This window comes from Simiduia sp., assembly GCF_058345725.1.
This window is the reverse complement of sequence record NZ_JBTUOC010000057.1, coordinates 1-23,982: the sequence shown is the minus strand read 5'-3', so window position 1 is coordinate 23,982 and position 23,982 is coordinate 1. Positions and strand designations below refer to the sequence as shown.

Genomic DNA, 23,982 nt, shown 5'->3' with positions numbered 1-23,982 from the left:
TGATCTTTGAAGTTGACCACAACCATCGCGGTTTGATCGTAGGAATACTTCTTGAAGTTTGGCATGGCTGAATTCCCTTTAGCGATGCCGAATTCTATCAAAAAACGGCGTTTTTTGGGAGATTTTCTACAGCCTCAACGCCGCAGTAAGCTGCGGCTATGAAGTGGATTGTATTTGGTGGTAGCGTAGCGACGACCACCAAATACAAGCGACGGAATAGCCGTCAGATTAACTGCTTTGTTAGGCATTTTTGTTCCAGAGTTTGAACTTGCCATGCCTTATATAGTTTATGGCTATTGGAATGATGAACAGCAAGAATGATAAAAGGCTATACTCGATGATATTTTTAATTTCAGAGGAGTTAAACCTTTGACTTACATTTCCCGATGGCCAGTACATTGCATTTAACGCCTCTTCCAATTTAAAAGTGGCGGCAAAATCTCTTTGCTCCTTTGCGTTTTTGATAGCACCAACCAACTCTTCTGCTGAATGAGTTTGCTCTACACCACTTTTTGGCCGCCATTCTTTCTCCCAAAGCTCTGAATGCGACCATGAGTATTCGATATTTGACGCTAGAACTAGAGCACAAATCACAAATATCAAAATAGTCAGAATATTTATTGTTCTATCAATCATTCAGTTTTTTCTCAATTTGCCTAACGCCCACATAAAAGGCCGACCGTTAGGGAGGTCCAGCGCAACGAAGTGGAGCGTTTTTTAATGTGCTTGTTATGAGGCATTATTGTTTCTGGTTATGATATTTTTGCAGTCTGTATAAACGCCCATAATATTTGATGGTATCTCTAACATTGGTGAAATTTCTTTATCCAAAGTTCTTAATGGATTGAAGTGTGGGCCAACCAGCAGATCAAATTCCAAGCTAATGAGTAACAATGTTTTATAGGCAGCATGTGCACTGCCGTAGAATTTCGTGGTCCTTGCTTCTAGCTTACTTGGCAATTGAGGGTTATTTATGTCTAGGTGCTTCGACTTATTGTGAGCAAGTTCATTGCGAGATCCGATAAGCGCCTTTAGTCCTGCATACCCTGCACCTGACTTATTAATTTCTTTACCACAAACTAGTTTTGGTATTACAACCCATTTAGAAGCAACATCCAAGTTAGCTAGATGTTTTTCAAAATAGTTGTCGCCTAACTGCCATGCAGCATAGTCGTTAATACTTGCCTCAACACAAAGAGCTGCAAATAGAATTGTTTTAACCCCAGCTTCAAAGCATAAATCTCCAACCTCTGATTTTTCGTAATCATCGGTCTCTGACTCGTACTTAGCTTCAAGGTCAACCAGTTTTGAATATTCATCTTGGCTCACCCCAAAGTAAAAATCACCGTACCCCCCCAATCTGGACTTGTATGTTTTTGGGTGCTTTACATCAGGATACGATTTCATACAGCCTCATAACGCCCGGCTTTGGGGCGGCCGGAGCGTAGCGTAGGCCGTCCCGCCGCGTATTTAGCGGCGCACAAGAGCCGCTTGTTATTGGCCGCCGGTTTGCACCTGCTACAACGCTGGATAACGGAGCGGTAGCGAAGCCAGTGGCCGATTATTTGGGTAAGAACACCTTACCTGACACCTTTTTAAACCCACTTAGGGCAACCCACGAAACAAGGTATGCAACACGCCTTGCGCGGCTAACTTACTATTGGCACCAGGAACGGAACTGCAACGTTGAAACAGCACATTCCTTAATGCCGGCATGCCGATCAATGGCACGCGCTAGAATTCAAATCCTTTACTTACCTATCGTGAAAAAGGTAAGGCTCAATAACGCCCGCAACAAACGCGAGCGTAGCGAGTCGAGGCCGTTAGGCCGGTTTGGTTGCGTTTGTTATGCACTCTTCCCAACATGGCGCTCTAGCTGATGAATTAGTTCATTTACATTGAATCCAGAGTTCATGATTGACTTTGGAACGATGTGGTACAGTCTAGGCATTGGGTATATCAAAATAAACTTATCATTCTGACGCCACTTGAGAATGCTATCCCAACCTACCTTTCCCTCACCTGTAGAGGATGTAAATTTAACACCATCCTCAAGCAGGTGAATGTTAAATTCATCTTGTATCGCTTTGTATTTTCTGTAGTGTCTCTTCGCGATTATCGGGGTAATAATATATTTTCCCACTAATACGACGAAAAGCCCCCCAATTAGTCCGCCCACAGCGCCGCCTTTAATCACTGTGTTTCCCAGAAAAAATAGAGCCAGTAATCCCAAGGATCCGGCCAAGTAGAATAACGCAATGCCACGAGTAATCTTTCCGTAAAGCCGATTTGCATCTACGTAATCTTTTTCTGAAATTCGATACTTAGCTTCCATACGTTCCACTTATGCATAACGCCTAAAGCAACCGCGCGCGCATTTTGCGCGTCGGTTTGCCTTTATTTGTTATGAGTGAATTACCAGTGATAAACTTCTCCTTCATCACCGACAACCGCAGCTTCTAATTTCTTTGATAATGCAGATATGGCTTTTCTAACAGGATTTAGCTCATCCTCCAAGCTTTCGGTGTATCTGGTCACTCCCCTACCGTTGCGAAATGCAATAGATTTGACCCATGATTCAGAGACCTTTAGACCAAAATATTTTTTCTCTACAAATCTAACCGCAACATCTGAGCAGCTTCCCTTCATTTGAAGAATTTGCCCTGTCTTAGGGTTCTTCATAATTAAAGGGGTGTCTTCTAAACGAATCCCTTCTACACCTTCTACAGCATGCTTCCATTCTTCAAGAGATATTTCGTCTTGTCTTTGAATATGAAGTTCATATCCCATACTTCACCTTTTACTCATAACGCCCGGCTTTGGGGCGGCCGGAGCGTAGCGTAGGCCGTCCCGCCGCGTAGTTAGCGGCGCACAAGAGCCGCTTGTTATTGGCCGCCGGTTTGCACCTGCTACAACGCTAGATAGCGGAACGGTAGCGCAGCCAGTGGCCGATTATTTGGGTAAGAATACCTTACCTGCCAACTTTTGGAACCCACTTAAGGCAACCCACAATGCCGGCATAAACTATGCCGATACTACGGGCCACCCTATGGCACCAAGTAAAGAACTGCGATGGTGATACAGCACATTCCTTGATGCCGGCATACCGATCAATGGCACGCGCTAGAATTTAAATCCTTTACTTACCTATCGTGAAAAAGGTAAGGCTCAATAACGCCCGGTTTAGGGGCGGCTGGAGCGTAGCGTAAGCCGTCCCAGCCGCGCTTTTTGCGGCTGCACTACAACCGTTTGTTATGTGCTAGTAGTTCCACTCGCCGCTCTCCGTTAGCACCACATCACCATTGTTGTTTACCACCTCGACAATGCCGCGCATGTAAAGACTGTAGTTAAATTCACCAACGTTAAACTCATACCCCTGAAACTTACACGGAGAAACTCCATCTGCGCAAACTGAGTGGCTTGATTTTCCGATATAGGTATTTGTTAATCCGTCGTTACTATTCGTTACGTGAAACGCAATATTGTCACAGGATACATAGCCTTCTCCGCATCTCCACTCGACGACTATTTCATAATTAGGAGTAACCAGTGATTCAGCATTTACTGAGAAAGAAAGCAGGCATAGTAAGGTAGCAGCTAGATATTTCATCGATTCCTCTTGGGCACATAACGCCTCAATAACCGGCAGCCGAAATGCAGCGAAGCGGAATGTAGGCTGTCCGGCGCCGCAGGTGCGTAGTTGATTGATTTGTTAGGCATTGTAGCTACCTACAAACGATGCAGCATAATCAAGAAACGGGCCGAGACGCCAATATGCAGTTTTTGATTGAGCTATTTCTACATCAAGCTGCTTCGATGCCTCTGTTTCAATATGAGCTAGGTTCCTTAGCTCATAGGTACGCTTAATATCCTCAGCGTAAGTCGCTTCGAGAAATCCAATGCGTACAGCACAATCGACTTTATCTTTGAATGGTATTGAATTTTTTGGAGTTTTTGCGTCGCGATATACGCAGGTAAATATATCTTCGTCCCCATACTTAACCTTGGTTAAGCTTCCCAAGGCGTTAACTGGCTTATATGCCTTATGAGTTTGAAGCTGTATCACTTCCGGATGCTCTTTAAGCAACCCCCACAACAAATTGGTTATCACTGCCTCGTATATTGAGGCGTATTGCATAATTTGAAATTTCACAAATGGATGCTGCTCATCATTTTGAACGAATGTAGCCTCCATTAGCTTGTAGACATAACGTGCAGAGTAAAAAGCTCTGCCCAAACGAAGCCTAAGCTCGGCGTCGTCAATAAATGAAAATTTATCTATGTGCCAAGTCATATCTCCAGGGAGATCTCTTACACAATATTCATGGATAAGATTTCTAGTTTCTTCTTCTAAAGGCATGATCTTCCTTTGAGTTGCCTAACGCCCGCAACAAACGCGAGCGTAGCGAGTCGAGCCGACAGGCCGGTTTGGTTGCGTTTGTTATGAGCTTGCTTACATTTCTTCATTGGTTAGCTCAATAAAATTGTCGGCATGAACGCCAACTAATGCTTTTCCAGTGCTTGATCCGACTACTATGCAATGCTCTGGCATATTTGGTATTTCCCCCAAAAAGGCAAATACATCATCATTCAATAGATCACTCTCAGTATGACCATTTTCTTTGAGCCACTGCCTCATCGAATCTTTGAGACGAACCAATGTGTTGGGTTTAAACATAGATCTCTATTGACTCATAACGCCTCAAACAGGGGCGCGCGTTCAGCGCCTCCCGGCCGCAGGCCCTTGCTGGTTTGCCTTGTTAAGGTGCGATCTGCCCAACTACAACAGTGTACGTTGTGGAGCGGCAGCGGAACCGCACACGATAGGTTTACCCGTAAGAATGCCATGCTTGATGGCCCTGCGAAACCTAAATTTTATGAGGGAGAAACTGCGTAATTGACGCTGGCACACTCCCTGATACCAATTGCCCATTCAGCGTACTGAACTCGCTGATTGGCACATTCTTAAATTCTATTTTCTAGAGCACTTTAACGCCTGGTTTAGGGGCGGCCGGAGCGGAGCGTAGACCGTCCCAGCCGCGTCTTTTGCGGCGACCCTAAAACCACTTGTTATGCGATTTCTTGAGTCTTTCACCGCTCTTTGATCAAAGCCACCATAACTTTGGGTTACCAATTAACTTATGGTGCCTATTCACATTCCTTGATATTGACGCTTGGCACTTTTCTTCAGGGAACTCTAGTCCCCACTCTATTTTGCCTATTCTTAAATCAGTGCGCCCTAACTTGCCACACCCTGCAATATCTAGCTTCCAATCTCTTCAGGTTCTTGTGCGAACTTCTTTCGCTTTATTCTGCATAACAGTCATATTATGCGACAAGCTGTCGCGTTTAATTGCGACAGTGTGTCGCATATCCTCCAGTTGGCACCACGGCACCAGCCAACATTTATTCGATAAATCAAATACATAGCGAAATCAGATGATTGAAGCGCCACGAAATGCGACACGCTGTCGCCATTCTATTGTTAGCTGGACACACCACGCTATACTGTATAAATAAACAGTAAGGCAGAATGATTATGAAATCAGCATTCCTTAGCCGCGTTCGCGAGGCGATCAGAGTCAAGCGCTATAGCATTCGAACCGAGCGAACCTATTTAACGTGGACCGCAGATTTTATTCGTACTTTAGGAATAACCTCTGAAGCCGACTTGCCAGATGAAAGTGGTATCCGGCGCTATCTGAACATACTGGCGCTAGAACGCAACGTCAGCCCGGCTACTCAAAAAGTGGCATTGAATGCCTTGGTGTTTGTCTACCGGCACGTTTTACAGCGCGAACTGGGTGACTTTTCGGATTTTCATAAGGCAAAGGGCCCAACCAAAATTCCAACGGTTTTAACAGAGGCGGAAGTTACCCAGGTGTTAGCGCACCTTTCCGGCCCAATGCTGCTATGCGCGGGGCTGCTTTATGGTTCGGGTCTTCGGGTTATGGAGGTTGTTCGGCTGCGCGTGCAAGATATCGACCTGCATCGCGCCTGCGTTTATGTACGCGAAGGGAAAGGACGAAAGTCCCGCGTAACCACCTTGTCTCCCGCGCTTCGGCCGCTGATTGAAGCACAACTCGACTTGGTCAAAGGCATGTTTAAGCACGACAGGCAACAGCCTGATTGGTCCGGGGTTTACCTGCCCTACGCCCTCGCGCGCAAATATGTGAATGCGCCCTTTGAATACGGGTGGCAGTATCTGTTTCCGGCGGAACATTGGAGTAAAGACCCCCGGTCAGATAAGCAGCGGCGCCATCACATTCACGAGCGCACCATCCAGCGCGCCATTAAAAGCGCAGTGCGCGCGGCCAGCATCCATACACCAGCTACCCCACACAGCTTGCGCCATTCCTTTGCCACACATTTACTAGAGCGCGGCGCCGACATCCGCACGGTGCAGGTACAGTTGGGCCATAGCGATGTCAAGACAACCGAAATTTACACCCACGTATTAAATCGCGGCGGGCTGGCGGTGATAAGCCCCTTAAAGGCTTTATGACTCGCTTGGGCATCGCTGCGCAGTTCAGCCTGAGCTAAGCGTTACTACAAAACAGAGTGATTAAGCGCAGTTACAAATCAATCGCAGGCCAATTAGCCCAGGCCTCCCTCGCGCTTAAACCGCAAGATTTCGTCAGGAGAAAACCCCCATTCACGCAACAGCGTTTCCGTATCGGCGCCTTCCGCGCGCGGTGGAGCGGGCGTTGCGCACTGGCTGCGGCTAAATCTCGGCGCCGGAGCCGGTTGGGTGGTGCCGCCTATGTCGATAAAGGTTTCGCGCGCAATATGGTGTGGGTGTTGGGGCGCCTCTGTATAGTCCAGTACGGGGGCGAAGCAGGCGTCGGAGTTTTCGAAGACCTTGCACCACTGGGCGCGGGTTTTGGTTTTTATCACGGCCGAAAATCTTGCTTTGAGCGCCGGCCAGTTCGCCGGGTTGTTTTGATCGGGCAAGTCCTCGGCGGCTAGGCCCAGCTTGTCGAGCAGCGTTTGGTAAAATGCGGGCTCTATGGCGCCCAGTGCAACACTGAGCCCATCGGCCGTTGTGTAGGTGTCGTAAAAGTGGGCGGCGCCGTCTAAAAAATTACTGGCGCGCTTGGGTTGCCAGGCCCCCAGATTGCCGAGGGTGTAAAACAAACTCATCAAACTGGCGCTGCCATCGGTAATCGCGGCATCCACTACTTGGCCCCGGCCGGATTTACTGGCCTCTAGCAGCGCCGCCAGCATACCCATCACTAAAAATAAACTGCCGCCCGCATAATCGCCGATTAAATTGAGCGGCACGGTGGGTTTGTCTACCCCGCCAATGGCGGCCAGCGCGCCCGACAGGGCAATGTAATTAATATCGTGCCCGGCGGTGTGTGCCAGTGGTCCTGTTTGCCCCCAGCCTGTCATGCGGCCATACACCAGCTTCGGGTTTTGCGCCAAGCACACGTCCGGCCCAAAGCCCAAGCGCTCAGCCACACCGGGGCGAAACCCCTCGAATAGCGCATCGGCCTGCTTCACCAGGCGCAACAGCGCCTGTAAACCGGCAGGAGTTTTCAAATTCAGTGCGATGGATTTTTTGCCGCGGGCATTCACGTCCAGCGCCGAGGGCAGTGCAATACCGCTGGGTTGGCTACTGCGCTCCACTACCACCACTTCTGCACCCAGGTCGGCCAAGAGCATGCCCGCATAGGGACCCGGGCCAATGCCTTTCATTTCGATAATTTTTAAACCAGCCAAAGGGCCCATAGGTCTCCCACCTCTGAGTGCGTGTCTGTGTGCGTGCTACGCCAGTGTGGCGACGACCACCAGCAACTGCAATGATTTCAGCGCCCAATGTGACCGACCATTTTGCACCAAGTGCCCAGAAAGTCATGACCAAAGTGGGCCATTTTGGTCAAAAGCGTGTATAACCGAAACCATAAGTGCGCCGGGAACAGGAGAACACTATGGATACCCCACTGCTAAATGATCGCGACATGCAATTTTTGCTGTACGAATTGTTAGACACACAGAGCCTGCTACAACGCCCCCGTTACCAAGAGCATTCGCGCGAAGTTTTCGATGCCACACTGGCCACTGCCAAGACCATCGCCGAAAAATATTTCGCCAACCACAATGCCAAGGGCGACGCCAACGAGCCTCAGTTTGACGGCAAATCCGTCACTCTGATTCCCGAGACACAGGCCGCCTGGCAGGCCTTTGCCGAGGCCGGCTTTTTAGCTGCAAACCACAACTTTGACGACGGCGGCCTACAGATGCCCGAAGTAATTCTGCGCGCAGCCATGGCCTACTTTACCGCCGCCAATATCGCCACCGCCGGCTACGGGTTTTTAACTATTGGCGCGGCTAACTTGATTCACACCTTCGGCTCGGCCGAGCAAAAAGCGCGCTTTTTACCCGCCATGTTGGACGGCCGCGCCAGCGGTACCATGGCCCTGACTGAACCGGGCCAAGGCTCGGCGCTGGCCGATATCAAAACCAGCGCCACCCCCACGGCCGACGGCAGCTTCCGTATTCACGGCAATAAAATGTACATTTCCGGCGGCGATCACGAGCTCACCGACAACATCATTCACCTGGTGCTGGCAAAAATTAAAGGCGCACCAGCTGGGGCCGGCGGTATCAGCTTGTTTATTGTGCCTAAATTTTTAGTGCAAGAAGACGGGCGCCTGGGCGAGCGCAACGATGTGGTATTGGCGGGTTTGCTGCACAAAATGGGCTTTCGCAATACCACCTCTACCGTGCTGAATTTTGGCGAGCGGGGCGGCGCCGTGGGCTACCTGGTGGGCGAGCCGCACCAGGGGTTGCGCTATATGTTTCAAATGATGAACGAGGCGCGCATTGGCGTGGGCGCCGGCGCCGCGATTTTGGGCTACCAGGGCTTTAACTATTCACTTGCCTATGCCCGCCAGCGCCCGCAAGGGCGCTTGCCATCTAACAGAAACCCCGAGTCGCCACAGGTTAATATTATTCAGCACGCCGATGTGCGCCGCCTGTTGCTCTCGCAAAAGGCCTACGCCGAAGGCGGGCTGGCCCTGTGTCTGTACGCCTCGGCCTTGATGGAGGAATCGCGTACCGGGCCCACAGAGCAGGCGCGGTCAGACGCCTTTACGTTGCTGGATTTAATCACCCCGGTAGTGAAAAGCTGGCCCTCCAAATACGGTTTAAAAGCCAATGAAAATGCCATTCAAGTGCTGGGGGGCGCAGGTTATATACGCGATTACCCCGTGGAGCAGTACTACCGCGACAACCGCCTGAATCCCATTCACGAGGGCACAGAGGGCATTCAAGCGCTGGATTTACTGGGCCGCAAGGTGCCACAAAAACGCATGGTGGGTTACCAACTCCTGCAACAGGCCGTCGAAACCACGCTCGCCGAGGCCCGCGCCCACGCAGATACTCAGCCGCTGGCCGAGCAGTTGGCCACCCACGTGCAGGCCTTTCACGACACCACCCAGCAGCTGATGCAGCGCCTGGCCGCCGCGCCCGATCAAACGCTGGCCAACGCCACCCTGTACCTGGACGCCTTTGGCCGGGTGCTGGTGAGTTGGCTGTGGTTGCGCCAAGCGGTGATTGCCGCCCAGCAGCTTGCCGCGCAATCGCCAGAGGCCGATTTTTATCGGGGCAAATTACAGGCGGCGCGCTATTACCTGCAGTGGGAACTGCCAGAAATCACACCCCAGCTCGCGCTGCTGAATACACAAAACAGCGTGTGCCTAGACATGCAAGACGCCTGGTTTTAATCCACCCCGACGCACAGGACACCACCATGCAAGCATCGCTTCCCAACAATCTTCCGCCGCTGCTGCGCCAACTGGCCGAGCGCGGCCTGACGCACAGCCACTGGGTAACGCTGGACCAAACCAAGATCAACGCCTTTGCCGAGCTAACCGGCGACCAGCAATTTATTCACGTCGACGAAGAAGCCGCCCGGGCGACGCCCTTTGGTGGCACCATCGCCCACGGCTTTCTCGTATTGGCCCAAATGCCCGCGCTCACCTACCCGCTTATGGGGGACTTGGTTAATCAAGCTACGCTGATCAATTACGGCTGTAACAAGCTACGCTTTGTGGCACCGGTTAAAGCGGGCAAGCAGGTGCGGCTGGCAGCTGAAGTGCGCAGCATTGAGCCAAAGGCCCCAGGCTGGCTGATTACCCAGGCCCTCAGCTTCGAAATAGCGGGCGAAGCCAAGCCGGCTATTGTGTGTGAATGGCTTAGCCTCTGCATACTGCCAACGCCGGTCGAGTAATTGGAGCACCAAGAGTAGCGCGCACCAGCCATCACAAAAATTAATATCACTAGATAACAATAATTGATTTTTATGATGGAGCGGATGCCGCTAGCATGACCCCTATCATTGAATGCACACCGGCAGAAGGTTCACATGTCTGAGCTCTACCTGGTACGCCACGGCCAGGCCTCCTACGGCCAGGCCAATTACGATCAGCTCTCGCCTTTGGGCGATACCCAAAGCCGCCTGCTGGGCCGCTACTTCAAAGCGCGCGGCATCACTTTTGATCAGGTGTTTACCGGGCACATGGCGCGCCACAAGCAAACGCTGGCCGGAATTGCCGCCGGCATGGACAGCGACCTGCCGGCCGAGCCAGTCGCAGGCTGGAACGAATTTGATTTCGAGCAGCTGATTCACACCTACCTCGCACAACACCCTGCACTGCGCCCGCCGGCCGATGCCCCCAGGCGTGCGTTTTACGCCCTGTTGAAACAAAGCTTACTGGCTTGGGCGGCGGGCGAACTGCCCGAAGCGACACTGCCGGAAACCTGGGCCGCCTTTGAACATCGCGTGCAAGCGGCGCTGCAGCAAGTGCAACAACAGCCCGGCAAAAGCCGCGTGTTGATCGTCAGCTCGGGCGGCGCCATTGCCATGGCCCTGCGGCACATTCTGCAGGCGCCCGCGGCCACCATGGTGTCTTTGAATTTACAAACCGCCAACACCGGCCTCAGTCGTTGCTTTTACAACGCCGACAATATGCATCTACACAGCTTTAACAACCTGACGCATCTGGACACGCCAGAGGGCGCAGCAGCCATCACTTACTCGTAACGAGGGCACTATGCAATTCGAATACTCAGCCAAAGTACAACAACTGCTGCAAGAACTCACTGCGTTCATGGATGCACACATCTACCCCAACGAAGCCCAGCTCGAGGCCGAAGTGGCCGCCGATCCGTGGAACACACCGCCGTTGATGGCTTCGCTAAAAGCCAAGGCGCGCGCGCAGGGCTTGTGGAATTTGTTCTTGCCGCTGAGCTACGGCCAGTACAGTGGCGGGCTCACGAATTTAGAGTACGCACCGCTGGCCGAACAAATGGGCAAGGTGGTGTGGGCCCCCGAAGTGTTTAACTGCGCCGCGCCAGATACCGGCAATATGGAAGTGCTGGCCAAATACGGTAGCGACGCACAGAAAAAACAATGGCTAGAACCCTTGCTGGCCGGCGAAATTCGCTCGGCCTTTGCCATGACCGAGCCGGAGGTAGCCTCCAGCGATGCCACCAATATCGCCACCCGCATCGAGCGCGACGGCGACCACTATGTTATCAATGGCCGCAAATTTTATATTTCCGGCGCCTGCCGCAAGCAATGCGAAATTATGATCGTGATGGGAAAAACCGATCCCGACAATCCCAACCGCCACCTGCAGCAATCGCAAATATTGGTGCCCATGAATACGCCGGGCGTTACCGTGGTGCGCCCCATGAAAGTGTTCGGCTACACAGACGCGCCCGAGGGCCATGCAGAAGTGACCTTCGAGAATGTGCGTGTACCAAAAGAAAACCTGATACTGGGCGAGGGGCGCGGGTTTGAAATTGCACAGGGCCGACTGGGCCCAGGCCGCATCCACCACTGCATGCGGTCGGTGGGCGCCGCCCAGCGCGCGCTCGAATTAATGTGCCGACGCGCCAATGAACGCATCGTATTTGGCCAGCCCATGATTAAACAGCAATCGGTGCGCGAAGACATTGCGCGCTCTGCTTGCGAAATTGAACAGGCGCGATTGCTCACGCTAAAAGCGGCGGCCAAGATGGATGAGCAGGGCAATAAAGAGGCCCAAGATTTAATTGGCATGATAAAAATTGTGGCGCCCAAGATGGCGCTGACCGTCATCGATCGCGCCATTCAGATTCACGGCGCTCTGGGCGTCAGCCAAGACACCTTCCTCGCCCACATGTTTGCCGCACAACGCACCCTGCGCTTGGCCGACGGGCCAGACCAGGTGCACATGATGCAACTGGGCCGCAATCTTGCCAAGCGCCACGCCCATTAAGCGCCGAATCAATACAAGGGTAATCGCATGAGTCACTCCACGTCAGATCCCGTTGCGCAATTAAATTTGCCCGCGCTCAGCCAATACCTGAGCGCCCATATCGACGGTTTTAAGGGACCCATCCAGGCGGAGAAATTCAGCGGTGGACAGTCAAACCCCACCTTTAAATTGACAACGCCATCGGGTGTGTACGTGCTGCGCCGGCAGCCGCCGGGCAAGCTGTTAAAGTCGGCCCACGCCGTAGACCGCGAGTTCCGGGTGCTGGCGGCGCTGGCCGGTTCGGACGTTCCGGTAGCCAAGGTGTATCACCTATGTGAAGACCCAGACATTATTGGCTCTTTATTTTACGTGATGGAGTTTTGCGCGGGTCACGTTTATTGGGGCGCTGCTCTGCCCGAGGCGAGCAGCAATGCCGAGCGCGCCGCCATGTACGACGAAATGAACCGCGTGCTAGCCGTACTGCACAGCGTCGACATCAATGCGGTGGGCCTGGCCGACTACGGCAAGCCCGGCAATTATTTTGCTCGTCAATTGGAGCGTTGGAGCGCGCAGTACGCGGCCTCTGAACTCACCCCCATTCCGTTAATGCACGAACTCATCAGCGCCCTGCCCCAGGCCATGCCCGCCGACGACGGCCGCGTAGCACTGGTGCACGGTGATTTTCGATTAGACAACCTGATGTTTAGCCCCGACCACGGTCGCATTATTGCCGTGCTGGACTGGGAGCTGTCCACGCTGGGCCACCCGCTGGCTGACCTCGCCTACCAGTGCATGCAATTGCGTTTGCCCTACAGCACCGATCGCACAAGCATGTCGGGCTTATTGGGCGTGGATGCCCGCGCGCTTGGCATTCCCAGCGAGCAAGACTATGTGGCGCGCTATTGCGAGCGCATGGGGCTAGACGGTATTGCGCACTGGCAATTTTATCTGGCCTTTAGTTTTTTCCGCCTGGCAGCCATTGCCCAGGGCGTAGCCAAGCGCGCCAGCCAGGGCAACGCCAGCAATAAAAAAGCCGCCGCCGTGGGCGCCATGGTTGAACCCCTGGCGCAGTTCGCCATGCGCAGCCTAAACGAATAATGTTTGCCGAGAGAGCCGCAATGAAAGCCATACAATGCAACGCCTTTGGCCCGCTAGAGGATTTAGCGCTCGCCGAATTACCCAGCCCAACTGCCGGCCCAGGCCAAGTAGTTATTGATATAAAAGCCGCCGGTGTCAATTTTCCCGATGGTCTATTGGTGCAGGGCCTGTACCAAATGAAACCGCCCACGCCGTTTATACCCGGCACCGAAGCCGCCGGCATTGTGTCTGCGGTGGGGCCCGGGGTGGATCACTTACAGGTTGGCCAGCGCGTTTTCTGCTGTAATTTACTCAACTGCTATGCAGAGCAAATGGCCATCGATGCCCGCCAAGTGCTGCCACTACCCGATGCGATTCCCTTTAACGAAGCCGCCGGCTTAATCACCGCTCACGCAACGGCGCACCACGCACTGAAACAGCGGGCGCAATTACAGCCAGGCGAAACGCTGTTGGTCACCGGCGCCGCCGGTGGCACTGGGCTTGCCGCCGTACAAATTGGCAAAGCCATGGGCGCGCGCGTGATTGCTGCCTGTTCGACACCAGAAAAACTGGCCACCGCCCAAGCCAACGGCGCGGATGTGCTTATCAACTACGCCGAACAAGATTTGAAAGGCACACTGAAAAGCTTAACCGACGGCAAAGGTGTCGACGTGGTGTACGAGTGCGTGGGTGGCGACACCTTTGACGCCTGCGCGCGCAACATGGCCTGGAACGGCCGCCTGTTAGTGGTAGGTTTTGCCAGCGGCAAAATTCCCGAGTTGGCGGTAAATCTGGCACTGGTAAAAGGCTTTAGTTTGGTGGGCGTATTCTGGGGTACCTTCACCCAAAAACAGCCGCAGGATTTTGCTCAAAATATGCAGGAATTACTGCAGTGGTACCTGGCCGGCAAAGTGAAAGTTAAGGTTGACCAGGTATTTCCACTTGCAGACGTAAAAGACGCCCTGAACAAAGTTATGAACCGTCAGGTTATGGGTAAGGTTATTCTAGCCCCTTAATACAACACCGATGAGCGAGAGTTACAATGACACAGAATTTATTTGATCTCACAGGTAAATTGGCGCTGGTGAGTGGCGCCAGCCGCGGTATTGGCGCTGCGATTGCAAAAACATTGGCCAGCTACGGCGCCCATGTGATTGTCTCCAGCCGTAAAATTGATGACTGCCAAGCCGTGGCCGACGAAATTCGCGCCGCCGGCGGCAGCGCCGAAGCCTGGGCCTGCCACGTGGGCAATATGGAAAGCATCAGCGCTACCTTTGCGTTCCTGCGCGAAAAGCACCAGGGCAAACTCGATATTCTTGTGAACAACGGCGCGGCAAATCCCTATTTCGGACACATACTCGATACCGACCTGGGCGCCTTTCAGAAAACGGTCGATGTTAATATTCGCGGCTACTTTTTTATGTCGGTAGAAGCGGGCAAGCTAATGCGCGACAACGGCGGCGGCGCCATTGTGAATACCGCCTCGGTGAACGCCTTGCATCCGGGCCCGATGCAGGGTATTTATTCCATCACCAAGGCGGCCGTGGTTAACATGACGCAGGCCTTTGCCAAGGAGTGCGCCGAGTACAATATTCGCTGCAATGCACTGCTCCCCGGCTTTACCAAAACCAAATTTGCAGGCGCACTGTTTACCAACGACGGCATCTACCAGCAGGCCATTGCCAGTATTCCTATGAAACGCCACGCCGAGCCCGACGAGATGACCGGCGCCGTACTTTATTTAGTTTCCGATGCCAGTAGCTATACCACTGGCCAATGCATTGTGGTCGATGGCGGCATGAACGCCTAAGGAATTCCCATGGATAAATTATTAGACTTTACCGGTAAAACCGTGCTGATTACCGGCGCGGCCCAGGGCTTCGGCGCCCTGCTGGCCACCGAACTGGCACAGCGCGGCGCACAGCTGGTATTGGGCGATATTCAAACCGAACCCCTAATGGCGTTGGCCAGCGATTTGAAAGCCAAGGGCACCAAAGTTATCGCGCAACCATGCGATGTGGCCAACGAAAAGCATTGCAAAGCACTGGTAGACAGCGCCGTGGATCAATTTGGCCAACTCGACATTGCAGTCAATAACGCCGGCATTGCACATACGCTGGCGCCACTGGAAACGCTCAGCAACGAAACTTTTGAGAAACAATGGCAAGTGAATGTCATGGGTGTGCAGTACGGTCTGCGGCACCAAATCACGGCCATGCGCAAACAAAAACAAGGCGTGATTTTAAACGTGTCGTCGATGGCCGGCCTAGGAGGCACACCGCGCGGTGCAGCCTACAGCGCGGCGAAACACGCGGTGATTGGCTTAACCAAAACAGCGGCGGTGGAGGTGGCTAAAGATAACATCCGCGTGAACGCCATCTGCCCGTTTTTCACCGCGACGCCCATGGTCACCGAATCGGATCTGGTAACGCTGGCCGGTAATTTGGAACAGGCCAAAGATGCCCTTAGCCGTGGCGCGCCCATGCGGCGCATTGCCGAGCCCGAGGAAATTGTCAACGTGATGGTGATGTTACTGTCGCCCTTTAACACCTACATGACAGGGCAAGCCATTGCCGTGGATGGCGGCGTGTCGGCCATTTAACACCAGCCGCCCGGCGCTGTGCCGGGCCATTTTTGGTTTAGGTTGCCGGCAACGCATCCATGTGTGAGAACCGGCGCCGTAGCCAACCCCAGGCAATCAACCCAACCAGTGCATTGCACAGGGCAGTTGCCACAAATAGCCCCGTCAACCCCCACTGCCATTGCAGCAACCAAGCCAAAGGCAGGTACAAACCCAACACCCGTAAAAATGAAATGGCCACGCCCGGCATAGGCTGTCCAATACCGTTAAAGGCTGCATTCACCGACATCACAAGCCCGTAGGCACCGTAGCTTAACGGCACTATCATCAGGTAGCTGCGCGCCACGGCCACCACTTCATCGGTATCGGCAAACATGCGAATTAGCAGCTCGCCGGCCACCCACAAAATACCCGCGAGCAAGACGCCAAACAGCAGGCAAAATTTGGTCATTACCTGCAGGGTTTCATCCAAGCGCTGCATTTTGCCTGCGCCCAAATTTTGGCCGCAGAAAGGCCCCACGACACCCGACAACGCATAAAATACGATTAAGGCAATGGGCTCGATGCGCATCGCAATACCCAGGCCCGCCACCGCCACCGTGCCGTAGCTGGCCACCAAATAGACGACCACACCGCTGGCCAGGGGGATGATGATGTTATTGACCATGGCCGGCACACCCACGTGCAAAATTGCGCGCCAGCTACGCCAAACCACCTGCAGCCTGGCAAAGGGATTCACCAGCATGCCCAACTGTTTGTGCAAAATGTAGATCACTGCCACCAGACTTAAGGCGCGGGTAATCAGCGTGGCCAGGGCAGCGCCCTCCAGCTCCAAACGAGGAAAGCCAAACAAGCCAAAGATCAGCAGCGGATCGAGAATTAAATTCAATAGCGCCGCGGCCATCATCAGCGTGCCCTGAATACGCGCCAAGCCCATGGCCCGCAAAGACGCCAGGCCCACCATTGGCGCCATCAAGCAGGGCGCGCTGAAATACCAAATCCACATGTAGTCATGAATCAAGGGCAAGAGCGCGGGCTCGGCACCCAAGAGCGTAAACAGCGGATTAATGGTCAGCAGCCCAATGCCGCACATCACCACGCTGATCAAGGCTGTGAGTGTCATGGCATCGGTGGCCATGCGCTGTGCCAGATGGTGGTTGTTGGCGCCAATGGCGCGCGCCACCGCCGACGACGTGCCGGCGCCCAGCCCAATGGCAATGCTGGTGAGCACCATCACGACGGGAAAGGTAAAGCTCATGGCCGCCAGCGGTTCATGACCCAGCTGCGCCACAAACAAGGTATCGACGGCATTAAACGACATAGTCGCCAATAACCCCCATACCATGGGCATGGCCATCTCGCGCAGGTGCCCGCCCACAGGGCCTTCAGTTAACGTGGGAGCCTTGGCTGCATTCATGGGTGGCGTACGAACCTTGTGTTAAACAATACCAACAAGGGGCAGGAGTATACACCAGTGACACCAGAGCCACGGAACGCCTGCGGCCAATTGTCGCAGCAGCGCTACCACCGGCGGCATTGGCGTAATTCACACCGTATAATGCGGCCAATGAATACCGCATCCCATGACTTACAGCTGGCCAGCATTCACCGCAATTTACTGACCTTGGTATTGTTGCGCTGGTGCTTTTTGGCCGTGGTGGCTGTTTGCCTGCTGCTGGCCCATAGCCAATTGCACTTGAGCCTGGCTTACCCCACTCTTCTGTGGCTGTTGGGCGGATTTGTGGTATTAAACGGTATCACTCATTGGCGTCTGCGCCGCACGCAACAGCTGCGGCGGTCTGAACTATTGGCGCAATTGTGTGTAGACATCGCGGGCCTCAGCTTGCTGTTGTACTTTACCGGGGGCGCCACCAACCCTTTCGTGAGCTATTTGCTGGTACCCATCTGTATTGCAGCCATGACACTGCCGCTGCCGTTAACTTTGCTCACCGCCGCGCTCGCGACGCTCAGCTACTGGTGGCTCCTCAGTTTTTTTATTCCGGTGGATAGCCTGACACCCAATGCCGGCCATCACGCAGGCCACGGAGCCACCTCGTTGCATATTTACGGTATGTGGCTCAACTTTATTCTGAGCGCGGGTATTATTGCCGCCTTCGTATCGCGCATTGCCAGTCAACTACGCGCCAGCCAAAAACTGTCGCAAGCACAACGCGAGCAAGTGTTGCACGCAGAGCAACTCACCACCATCGCCACACTGACAGCCGGCACGGCTCACGAGCTTGGCACACCGCTCAGCAGCATTAAAATTGCCGCGCAAGAGCTGAGCCAAGCCAATATACCCGAGTCGCTAAGGGCCGACGTTCAAGTGATCAACCAGCAAATCGACCTGTGTCAGGCGGCGCTCGCGCGCTTGCGCGATCAGGCGCGCTCGGGATTAAAATTAGAGCCCGAAGTGGTGAACGCCAAGCAGTGGCTACAGCAAACGCTTGCCCAGTGGTCGCTGATCAATCCCAATGCGCAGCTATCGCACGACGTAAGTGCCCTACCCGATAGCGCGCAGTTGTCGCTAGACCCCACGCTGGCCCAATCCTTGGTAAACCTGCTGCACAACGCCGTGCAATACACGCAGCACACGGTGCAACTCACGGCGCACACTCAAGGTGACCAGATGTGGATCGACATTCAGGATTCCGGGCCCGCGCTGCCCGAATCCGTGGTGTCGGCGTGGGGTGAACCGTTTAATAGCGAGCGCCCATTGGGCATGGGCCTGGGCTTATTTTTATCGAACAGTACCGTCGAGCGGCACGGTGGCGAACTCCAAATGATTGAACAGGCGGGCGGAAAAATCATGCGCATTTTGTTGCCCTTGTACGGGGCCGTGTGAACCATGCACTACCTGATTCTCGATGACGACGAAGTATTTTGCACCACGCTCAGCCGCGCCTTTGGACGCCGCGGCATGGCGACAACACTCTGCCACTCACTGCAGCAGCTAAATGAGCAGGTGCAAATAACCACCTTTGATCGCGCGGTGGTGGATCTTAAAATTGGCGACGACAATGGGCTGCAGGCCATCGCGCTACTGCGACAGCACCAACCCGACTGCGAAGTACTCATGCTCACCGGTTACGCCAGTATCGTGACCGCCATTGAAGCTATAAAACAAGGCGCCACTAACTACCTGCCAAAACCCGCCAGTGCCGACGATATTTTGCGGGCATTCAGCGCCAACGACGAATTGCCCGAGGCCAGTCAGCCGCCCTCGGTGGACCGGCTGGAGTGGGAACACATTCAGCGCGTGCTGCATGAAAATCAGGGCAATATTTCCGCCACCGCAAGAGCCTTGAATATGCACCGCCGCACCCTGCAGCGAAAACTGGCCAAGCGCCCTGTCAATCAATAAGTGAAAACGAAGGTCGATCGGCTAGCGCAGGTAGCGCGCCATAATCAGGGCGTGTTCTTTGCCATTGGAGGTGGGGTAGTAATTGGGGCGCTCGCCCACTTCGATAAAGTCGTGCCGCTGGTATAAACCCTGAGCGCGCCGATTGCTCATGCGCACCTCCAAAAACAGTGTCTCGGCTTTGGGTGTGGCCCAAGCCAACAAATCTTCCATCAATGCATCGGCAATACCACGGCCGCGGCTCGCGGGATGCACGGCAATATCCAGCAGTTCCGCATCGCCACCGGCGGCTGAGGCGATGTAAAAGCCGCGCAACTGATCTTGCTCCACATACCCCACACAGCGATGGTGGCCGGCCAAGCTGTCGTCCATATTTTTACGTTTCCACGGGTGCGAGTGCGCCACAGTTTCAATGGCCATCACCCGATCGATGTCGGCGGGATAGAGTAATTGCAAGGGTGCTAGGGGTGTGGCCACGGCAACAAACTACGGCTGGCGCAGCTGGGCAATGGCAGACCAGACGGGCGCTTTCAGCTGTGGATCGGTGAGGATGGCGTCCAGACCCGGTAGCGCAATCATGGGCATGCTGTCCTGTTCAGACAGCGCAAGTGTGGTGGTTTGGTAGTTGGCGATTGCTTGGCCCGCCAGTTGCGCACCTATCACCTCGCCAAAGCACAGCAGCGTAGTAGTTTGTGCCGGTAACCGTCGCGCCAGCAACAATGAATAAAAGTAGGCCGCTGCCGGCCCCGCTTGCGCCGCAGGTACGCCCTCTAAGGGCCAGCGAATGACCTCGGGGTTGTCGGTCGCATCCTGCGTGCGCCCCAATGCCACCAGAATATTTTTAAGCAGTAGGTTAACCGGTAACGCTTGCTCGGGATGGCGATCGGCAATCACGGTAATGCCCGCAAATTGCCACAACGAGACGGAAAAGCTGACACTGGCCGCCAATGGGGCCACGGCTTTTACCGATTTTTTAGCCGGGGCAACTGCCACACTTGGGGCTGCGCCCATGCTCGCCAGGAGTGCTTCGACCGATTGAGGTGTTTGGGTGTCGCTTGGAGCTGAGTCTGTAGCCGCCAAGCTTTTGGTCGCCAGTGGCCCCTGCTGCGCCTGCGGTGTGCTCGCAGACACCAGACCACTTAAATCGCACTGGCGCGGTACCGGAGCGGCCGGCAACACTAATCGGGGCATATAGGTTTGGATGCCCATGGCGTCCAAATAGTGTTGTCGGGCCTGCTCGTGCATGGAGTACTCGGGTCGGTTATACGCCCTCTCGCTGAGGGTGGGCTTTGTGTTTGTCGTCGGCCAGCAAGTTTAACGCATCCACATACGCTTTAGCAGAGGCAATCACAATATCCACATCGGCGCCGGTACCGTTAACAATCGCGCCGCCACGCGCCAGCCGGACAGTCACTTCACCTTGCGATTCGGTGCCTTGGGTAATGGCGTTCACCGAGTAGAGCTTCAGTTCAGTGTCGCTGTGTGCAATAGACTCAATAGCTTTAAACGTTGCATCCACCGCACCGCTGCCCTCGGCCCGCGCCTGTACTTCTTCACCGTTGACGTGCAGGGTTACTTGGGCGCTGGGCACCACGCCGGTTTTACACACCACGTCGAGCGCATCAAACACATAGCGCTTGGGGGCATCGTCGCGCGCGGCCAACACCAGCGATTGCAAATCTTCATCAAAAATTTCGTGCTTTTTATCGGCCAGAATTTTAAAGCGTGTAAAGGCTTCATCAAAGGCGGTCTGAGTTTCAAAGCTGATTCCCAAAGCATCAAAACGCGACTTAACGGCAGCACGCCCGGAGTGTTTGCCAAGCACCAATTTGTTGGAATTCCAACCCACGTCTTCGGCGCGCATGATTTCATAGGTCTCTCGATGCTTGAGCATGCCATCCTGGTGGATACCCGACTCCTGGGCAAAGGCATTGGCGCCCACAATGGCCTTATTGGGCTGCACCGGAAAACCAGTAACACTGGCCACCAAGCGCGAGGTGGGCACTATGTGAGTGGCATCAATGCGGGTATCAACACCCATAATGTCTTTACGGGTTCGGATTGCCATCACAATTTCTTCAAGCGACGCATTGCCTGCCCGCTCGCCCAAACCATTAATGGTGCACTCCACCTGGCGCGCACCGTGGCGCACGGCACTCAGGGAGTTAGCCACGGCCAAGCCCAAGTCGTTGTGACAATGGGCCGAAAAAATCGCCTTGTGGGCATTGGGCACAGCGGCAATCAAGCGGCTGAACATCTCGCCGAATTCCTGTGGCTCGCCATAGCCCACGGTATCCGGCAGGTTGATAGTCGATGCACCGGCATCAATCACCGACTCGATGATTCGGCACATAAACTCAAACTCTGACCGACTGGCGTCTTCCAGCGAGAACTCCACATCGCCCACCAAATTGCGCGCCCGTTTCACGGCGTGCACCGCCCGCTCGATCACCTGTTCTGGCTGCATTTGCAACTTGTACTTCATGTGAATGGGCGAGGTGGCGATAAAGGTGTGGATGCGACCACTGGCGGCAGTCGCTAAAGCTTCGCCGGCGCGATCGATATCGGCATCCACAGCGCGCGCCAGGCTGCACACGGTAGCGTCTTTGATGGTTTCGGCCACCGCCTTAACAGAGTCAAAATCGCCCGGGCTCGCTATCGCAAAACCCGCCTCAATCACATCGACCTTGAGCATTTCTAGCATTTTGGCGATACGGATTTTTTCAGCCTTTGTCATAGACGCGCCAGGGCTCTGCTCGCCGTCGCGCAAGGTCGTATCAAAAATGATCAAGCGATCGCTGCTCATGGTGTTTCCTTGTCTGTGATATCAATGGGGTGTAAATCGAAATACGGCGCTGGACGCCAAAAACGGACAACTCGCGGCTAACTTAATGAGCGGCGAGTAGGGAGGTAAGTCGTAGTAGATTTTTCAATGCGGGGCGCACGGGTTCGGCTCCATTCAAGAATGCCCTTATTCTAGGGTGACTGATGCGCGTCAACAAGCCCATTAGGACAAATAGCCTAATTTAAGTTCATATTTACACCATGGCAACCAACCAGTACCAATAATTCCGCGATATTTGGAACGACCATCCTATTTTATCAACTCTAACAAAACCCGCAGCTGCTGTGCCAACAACCCCGTATCCAGCCCGCCCTGGTTTAACTTGCCCGCAGAGGCCTTTACCCAGTCTATCGCATGACACTGCAGTGCCTCCCCTTTAGACGTAACCGTTACCCACACTTGTCGCTCATCGGCTTCGCCTCTGCGACGCTCGACCAACCCCTGTGCCGACATCCGCTTAAGCAATGGCGTTAGCGTCCCTGTATCGAGCAATAGCTTTTCGCCCAGTTCGCCAATTGTAAGCGCGTCCTTGTGTTCCCACAGCACCATTAACACCAGATACTGTGGGTAGGTAATACCCAGCTCTTCCAACAGCGGCCGGTACGCTTTGATCATCAAACGACTGGCCGCGTAAAGTTTGAAACAGAGCTGCCGATCCAGTTGGACCAGCAGTGCATCTTGTTCATCAACCATTAGCCTAGCGCCGCTTCAATAGCACTTGCCATGGCTTCGGGCTTATCCTTGGGCGCAAAGCGTTTGATTACTTTGCCATCGCGCCCCACCAAAAACTTGGTAAAGTTCCATTTGATCGCCTCGGTACCAAACACGCCGGGCGCAGAACCTTTTAACCAGTTGAAAAGTGGGTGTGCAGAGTCACCATTCACATCCACTTTTTCATACAGCGGAAACGTGACACCAAAGTTCAATTCGCAAAACTCACTGATTTCTGCACTATCGCCTGGCTCCTGCTTGCCAAACTGATTGCAGGGAAAACCGAGAATCTCCAGGCCTTTATCTTTGTAGGATTGGTACAACGCCTCCAGCCCTTTGTATTGCGGGGTAAAGCCGCACTTGCTGGCAGTGTTCACCACCAAAACCACCTTGCCCTTCAAATCTGCAAGGGATTGGTCCTCACCGGCCAATGTCTTTGCCGTGAACGTATAAAAATCTGACATGTGTTTCTCCTTTTTTGAGTGGCTCACAATTTATATTGCGCAAAATATTATATGAAGCTACTTATCACTATAGCTTAGATTGCGACACGCTATGACACCCACCGTCATACTCGAGTACGTCCTTGGCCACATAAGCGGATTGGATTAGGGGGCGGCCCAGGAGCGATATAGCGCGCTTAGGCTACGCGGTAATCTGCGCTGAGGAGCGCCGGCAAGCTATGCTTGGCGGCCGGACCGCGCAAGCGGCCCAATGCACGGGGATGTGCGGTGTAGTGAAGGGCACGACGTTTGAGAACTGCCCACAAGGAGAGAGAGGGGCTTTGATGTGCATGGACCTCGGTGCCGCTTGACGGTATGCACGAATGCCGTGAGCGCAAGGACCTCGGTGCCGCTAGACGGTAAGCGCATGAACGGCCATGCGAGGGTAGGACATCGCCCACCTTTCTACCAGACAAAGAAAAACGCCCTGCAGGACTAATCGGCCAGGAGCCGATTAGCGCAGCGTTAGCTGGCCGAAGGCCGAGCCCAGGGACAAGGTGAATGTCACGCTTTGACAGAGAGGGTGGCCTGGGCCACGGGCGAGTGATTACCTACAGGGCGTTTTAATTTAGAAGCTTGACGACCGGCTGTCGCCGGCCCGGCCCAATGCATAGCATTGGGCGTTCGCCATGGATGGCGGAAGTGCCGTAAAT

General features: G+C 53.9%; 25 protein-coding genes. 11 read left to right on the top strand and 14 right to left on the bottom strand.

What is annotated here, in order from left to right; genetic code table 11:
- Window positions 1-240: 240 nt before the first annotated feature.
- The 7 genes from ACW8F6_RS13070 to ACW8F6_RS13040 all read right to left on the bottom strand — a co-directional run bounded on the left by ACW8F6_RS13070 (window position 241) and on the right by ACW8F6_RS13040 (window position 4,678).
- On the bottom strand, window positions 241-636 hold the full coding sequence (locus ACW8F6_RS13070; protein ID WP_491576317.1) for a hypothetical protein: 396 nt from the start codon (window positions 634-636) through the stop codon (window positions 241-243).
- Between the two features lie 93 nt (window positions 637-729).
- Complete coding sequence (locus ACW8F6_RS13065; RefSeq protein ID WP_491576316.1) at window positions 730-1,407, bottom strand: hypothetical protein; 678 nt, start codon at window positions 1,405-1,407, stop codon at window positions 730-732.
- Window positions 1,408-1,846: 439 nt separating this feature from the next.
- On the bottom strand, window positions 1,847-2,335 hold the full coding sequence (locus tag ACW8F6_RS13060; RefSeq protein ID WP_491576318.1) for a YcxB family protein: 489 nt from the start codon (window positions 2,333-2,335) through the stop codon (window positions 1,847-1,849).
- An 80-nt stretch (window positions 2,336-2,415) separates the two neighbouring features.
- Window positions 2,416-2,790 carry a hypothetical protein gene (locus ACW8F6_RS13055; RefSeq protein WP_491576315.1) on the bottom strand — a complete coding sequence of 125 codons (375 nt, stop codon included), beginning with the start codon at window positions 2,788-2,790 and terminating at the stop codon, window positions 2,416-2,418.
- A 469-nt stretch (window positions 2,791-3,259) separates the two neighbouring features.
- Window positions 3,260-3,610, bottom strand: coding sequence for a hypothetical protein (locus tag ACW8F6_RS13050; RefSeq protein ID WP_491576314.1), 351 nt, complete (start codon window positions 3,608-3,610; stop codon window positions 3,260-3,262).
- 102 nt (window positions 3,611-3,712) lie between these two features.
- Window positions 3,713-4,360 carry a hypothetical protein gene (locus ACW8F6_RS13045; protein WP_491576313.1) on the bottom strand — a complete coding sequence of 216 codons (648 nt, stop codon included), beginning with the start codon at window positions 4,358-4,360 and terminating at the stop codon, window positions 3,713-3,715.
- A gap of 93 nt (window positions 4,361-4,453) precedes the next feature.
- Window positions 4,454-4,678 (bottom strand): hypothetical protein, encoded by a 225-nt coding sequence (locus ACW8F6_RS13040; protein ID WP_491576312.1) that lies wholly within the window; start codon window positions 4,676-4,678, stop codon window positions 4,454-4,456.
- 861 nt (window positions 4,679-5,539) lie between these two features.
- Between ACW8F6_RS13040 and ACW8F6_RS13035 the strand changes: the two genes are divergently transcribed.
- Window positions 5,540-6,505: an integron integrase gene (locus tag ACW8F6_RS13035; protein ID WP_491576311.1), complete on the top strand. Its 966-nt coding sequence runs from the start codon at window positions 5,540-5,542 to the stop codon at window positions 6,503-6,505.
- A 92-nt stretch (window positions 6,506-6,597) separates the two neighbouring features.
- Here the strand turns inward: ACW8F6_RS13035 and ACW8F6_RS13030 are convergent, their stop codons facing one another.
- Complete coding sequence (locus tag ACW8F6_RS13030) at window positions 6,598-7,734, bottom strand: CaiB/BaiF CoA transferase family protein (RefSeq protein WP_491576310.1); 1,137 nt, start codon at window positions 7,732-7,734, stop codon at window positions 6,598-6,600.
- A 200-nt stretch (window positions 7,735-7,934) separates the two neighbouring features.
- Here ACW8F6_RS13030 and ACW8F6_RS13025 point away from each other — a divergent pair, with 200 nt between their 5' ends.
- The 8 genes from ACW8F6_RS13025 to ACW8F6_RS12990 all read left to right on the top strand — a co-directional run bounded on the left by ACW8F6_RS13025 (window position 7,935) and on the right by ACW8F6_RS12990 (window position 15,930).
- Window positions 7,935-9,731, top strand: coding sequence for an acyl-CoA dehydrogenase (locus ACW8F6_RS13025; RefSeq protein ID WP_491576309.1), 1,797 nt, complete (start codon window positions 7,935-7,937; stop codon window positions 9,729-9,731).
- A 26-nt stretch (window positions 9,732-9,757) separates the two neighbouring features.
- Window positions 9,758-10,237, top strand: a complete 480-nt coding sequence (locus ACW8F6_RS13020; RefSeq protein ID WP_491576308.1) for a MaoC family dehydratase — start codon at window positions 9,758-9,760, stop codon at window positions 10,235-10,237.
- A gap of 135 nt (window positions 10,238-10,372) precedes the next feature.
- Window positions 10,373-11,050 carry a histidine phosphatase family protein gene (locus ACW8F6_RS13015; protein WP_491576307.1) on the top strand — a complete coding sequence of 226 codons (678 nt, stop codon included), beginning with the start codon at window positions 10,373-10,375 and terminating at the stop codon, window positions 11,048-11,050.
- Between the two features lie 10 nt (window positions 11,051-11,060).
- On the top strand, window positions 11,061-12,272 hold the full coding sequence (locus ACW8F6_RS13010; protein ID WP_491576306.1) for an acyl-CoA dehydrogenase family protein: 1,212 nt from the start codon (window positions 11,061-11,063) through the stop codon (window positions 12,270-12,272).
- Between the two features lie 27 nt (window positions 12,273-12,299).
- A complete protein-coding gene (locus tag ACW8F6_RS13005) occupies window positions 12,300-13,349 on the top strand; it encodes a phosphotransferase family protein (RefSeq protein WP_491576305.1) in 1,050 nt (349 codons plus the stop codon).
- 20 nt (window positions 13,350-13,369) lie between these two features.
- A complete protein-coding gene (locus ACW8F6_RS13000) occupies window positions 13,370-14,344 on the top strand; it encodes an NADPH:quinone oxidoreductase family protein (protein WP_491576304.1) in 975 nt (324 codons plus the stop codon).
- A gap of 26 nt (window positions 14,345-14,370) precedes the next feature.
- The gene (locus tag ACW8F6_RS12995) at window positions 14,371-15,138 is read left to right on the top strand and encodes an SDR family oxidoreductase (protein WP_491576303.1); all 768 of its coding nucleotides are present in this window, start codon (window positions 14,371-14,373) and stop codon (window positions 15,136-15,138) included.
- 9 nt (window positions 15,139-15,147) lie between these two features.
- A complete protein-coding gene (locus ACW8F6_RS12990; RefSeq protein WP_491576302.1) occupies window positions 15,148-15,930 on the top strand; it encodes an SDR family NAD(P)-dependent oxidoreductase in 783 nt (260 codons plus the stop codon).
- Window positions 15,931-15,967: 37 nt separating this feature from the next.
- Here the strand turns inward: ACW8F6_RS12990 and ACW8F6_RS12985 are convergent, their stop codons facing one another.
- A complete protein-coding gene (locus tag ACW8F6_RS12985; RefSeq protein WP_491576301.1) occupies window positions 15,968-17,326 on the bottom strand; it encodes an MATE family efflux transporter in 1,359 nt (452 codons plus the stop codon).
- 150 nt (window positions 17,327-17,476) lie between these two features.
- Here ACW8F6_RS12985 and ACW8F6_RS12980 point away from each other — a divergent pair, with 150 nt between their 5' ends.
- The gene (locus ACW8F6_RS12980) at window positions 17,477-18,754 is read left to right on the top strand and encodes an ATP-binding protein (RefSeq protein ID WP_491576300.1); all 1,278 of its coding nucleotides are present in this window, start codon (window positions 17,477-17,479) and stop codon (window positions 18,752-18,754) included.
- A gap of 3 nt (window positions 18,755-18,757) precedes the next feature.
- Complete coding sequence (locus tag ACW8F6_RS12975; RefSeq protein WP_491576299.1) at window positions 18,758-19,273, top strand: response regulator transcription factor; 516 nt, start codon at window positions 18,758-18,760, stop codon at window positions 19,271-19,273.
- 21 nt (window positions 19,274-19,294) lie between these two features.
- Here the strand turns inward: ACW8F6_RS12975 and rimI are convergent, their stop codons facing one another.
- The 5 genes from rimI to ACW8F6_RS12950 form a co-directional block, all read right to left on the bottom strand.
- Complete coding sequence (gene rimI, locus ACW8F6_RS12970) at window positions 19,295-19,747, bottom strand: ribosomal protein S18-alanine N-acetyltransferase (protein ID WP_491576298.1); 453 nt, start codon at window positions 19,745-19,747, stop codon at window positions 19,295-19,297.
- 9 nt (window positions 19,748-19,756) lie between these two features.
- Window positions 19,757-20,515 (bottom strand): hypothetical protein, encoded by a 759-nt coding sequence (locus ACW8F6_RS12965; protein WP_491576297.1) that lies wholly within the window; start codon window positions 20,513-20,515, stop codon window positions 19,757-19,759.
- 16 nt (window positions 20,516-20,531) lie between these two features.
- Window positions 20,532-22,076 (bottom strand): 2-isopropylmalate synthase, encoded by a 1,545-nt coding sequence (locus tag ACW8F6_RS12960; RefSeq protein WP_491576296.1) that lies wholly within the window; start codon window positions 22,074-22,076, stop codon window positions 20,532-20,534.
- 288 nt (window positions 22,077-22,364) lie between these two features.
- Window positions 22,365-22,808: a MarR family winged helix-turn-helix transcriptional regulator gene (locus ACW8F6_RS12955; RefSeq protein WP_491576295.1), complete on the bottom strand. Its 444-nt coding sequence runs from the start codon at window positions 22,806-22,808 to the stop codon at window positions 22,365-22,367.
- On the bottom strand, window positions 22,808-23,290 hold the full coding sequence (locus ACW8F6_RS12950) for a glutathione peroxidase (protein WP_491576294.1): 483 nt from the start codon (window positions 23,288-23,290) through the stop codon (window positions 22,808-22,810). The genes ACW8F6_RS12955 and ACW8F6_RS12950 overlap by 1 nt, the downstream gene beginning before the upstream one ends.
- Window positions 23,291-23,982 lie beyond the last annotated feature (692 nt).

Coding starts and splice junctions, on each gene's coding strand:
- ACW8F6_RS13070 (WP_491576317.1), bottom strand. CDS start 636: ATGATTGATAGAACAATAAATATTCTGACTATTTTGATATTTGTGATT.
- ACW8F6_RS13065 (WP_491576316.1), bottom strand. CDS start 1,407: ATGAAATCGTATCCTGATGTAAAGCACCCAAAAACATACAAGTCCAGA.
- ACW8F6_RS13060 (WP_491576318.1), bottom strand. CDS start 2,335: ATGGAAGCTAAGTATCGAATTTCAGAAAAAGATTACGTAGATGCAAAT.
- ACW8F6_RS13055 (WP_491576315.1), bottom strand. CDS start 2,790: ATGGGATATGAACTTCATATTCAAAGACAAGACGAAATATCTCTTGAA.
- ACW8F6_RS13050 (WP_491576314.1), bottom strand. CDS start 3,610: ATGAAATATCTAGCTGCTACCTTACTATGCCTGCTTTCTTTCTCAGTA.
- ACW8F6_RS13045 (WP_491576313.1), bottom strand. CDS start 4,360: ATGCCTTTAGAAGAAGAAACTAGAAATCTTATCCATGAATATTGTGTA.
- ACW8F6_RS13040 (WP_491576312.1), bottom strand. CDS start 4,678: ATGTTTAAACCCAACACATTGGTTCGTCTCAAAGATTCGATGAGGCAG.
- ACW8F6_RS13035 (WP_491576311.1), top strand. CDS start 5,540: ATGAAATCAGCATTCCTTAGCCGCGTTCGCGAGGCGATCAGAGTCAAG.
- ACW8F6_RS13030 (WP_491576310.1), bottom strand. CDS start 7,734: ATGGGCCCTTTGGCTGGTTTAAAAATTATCGAAATGAAAGGCATTGGC.
- ACW8F6_RS13025 (WP_491576309.1), top strand. CDS start 7,935: ATGGATACCCCACTGCTAAATGATCGCGACATGCAATTTTTGCTGTAC.
- ACW8F6_RS13020 (WP_491576308.1), top strand. CDS start 9,758: ATGCAAGCATCGCTTCCCAACAATCTTCCGCCGCTGCTGCGCCAACTG.
- ACW8F6_RS13015 (WP_491576307.1), top strand. CDS start 10,373: ATGTCTGAGCTCTACCTGGTACGCCACGGCCAGGCCTCCTACGGCCAG.
- ACW8F6_RS13010 (WP_491576306.1), top strand. CDS start 11,061: ATGCAATTCGAATACTCAGCCAAAGTACAACAACTGCTGCAAGAACTC.
- ACW8F6_RS13005 (WP_491576305.1), top strand. CDS start 12,300: ATGAGTCACTCCACGTCAGATCCCGTTGCGCAATTAAATTTGCCCGCG.
- ACW8F6_RS13000 (WP_491576304.1), top strand. CDS start 13,370: ATGAAAGCCATACAATGCAACGCCTTTGGCCCGCTAGAGGATTTAGCG.
- ACW8F6_RS12995 (WP_491576303.1), top strand. CDS start 14,371: ATGACACAGAATTTATTTGATCTCACAGGTAAATTGGCGCTGGTGAGT.
- ACW8F6_RS12990 (WP_491576302.1), top strand. CDS start 15,148: ATGGATAAATTATTAGACTTTACCGGTAAAACCGTGCTGATTACCGGC.
- ACW8F6_RS12985 (WP_491576301.1), bottom strand. CDS start 17,326: ATGAATGCAGCCAAGGCTCCCACGTTAACTGAAGGCCCTGTGGGCGGG.
- ACW8F6_RS12980 (WP_491576300.1), top strand. CDS start 17,477: ATGAATACCGCATCCCATGACTTACAGCTGGCCAGCATTCACCGCAAT.
- ACW8F6_RS12975 (WP_491576299.1), top strand. CDS start 18,758: ATGCACTACCTGATTCTCGATGACGACGAAGTATTTTGCACCACGCTC.
- ACW8F6_RS12965 (WP_491576297.1), bottom strand. CDS start 20,515: ATGCACGAGCAGGCCCGACAACACTATTTGGACGCCATGGGCATCCAA.
- ACW8F6_RS12960 (WP_491576296.1), bottom strand. CDS start 22,076: ATGAGCAGCGATCGCTTGATCATTTTTGATACGACCTTGCGCGACGGC.
- ACW8F6_RS12955 (WP_491576295.1), bottom strand. CDS start 22,808: ATGGTTGATGAACAAGATGCACTGCTGGTCCAACTGGATCGGCAGCTC.
- ACW8F6_RS12950 (WP_491576294.1), bottom strand. CDS start 23,290: ATGTCAGATTTTTATACGTTCACGGCAAAGACATTGGCCGGTGAGGAC.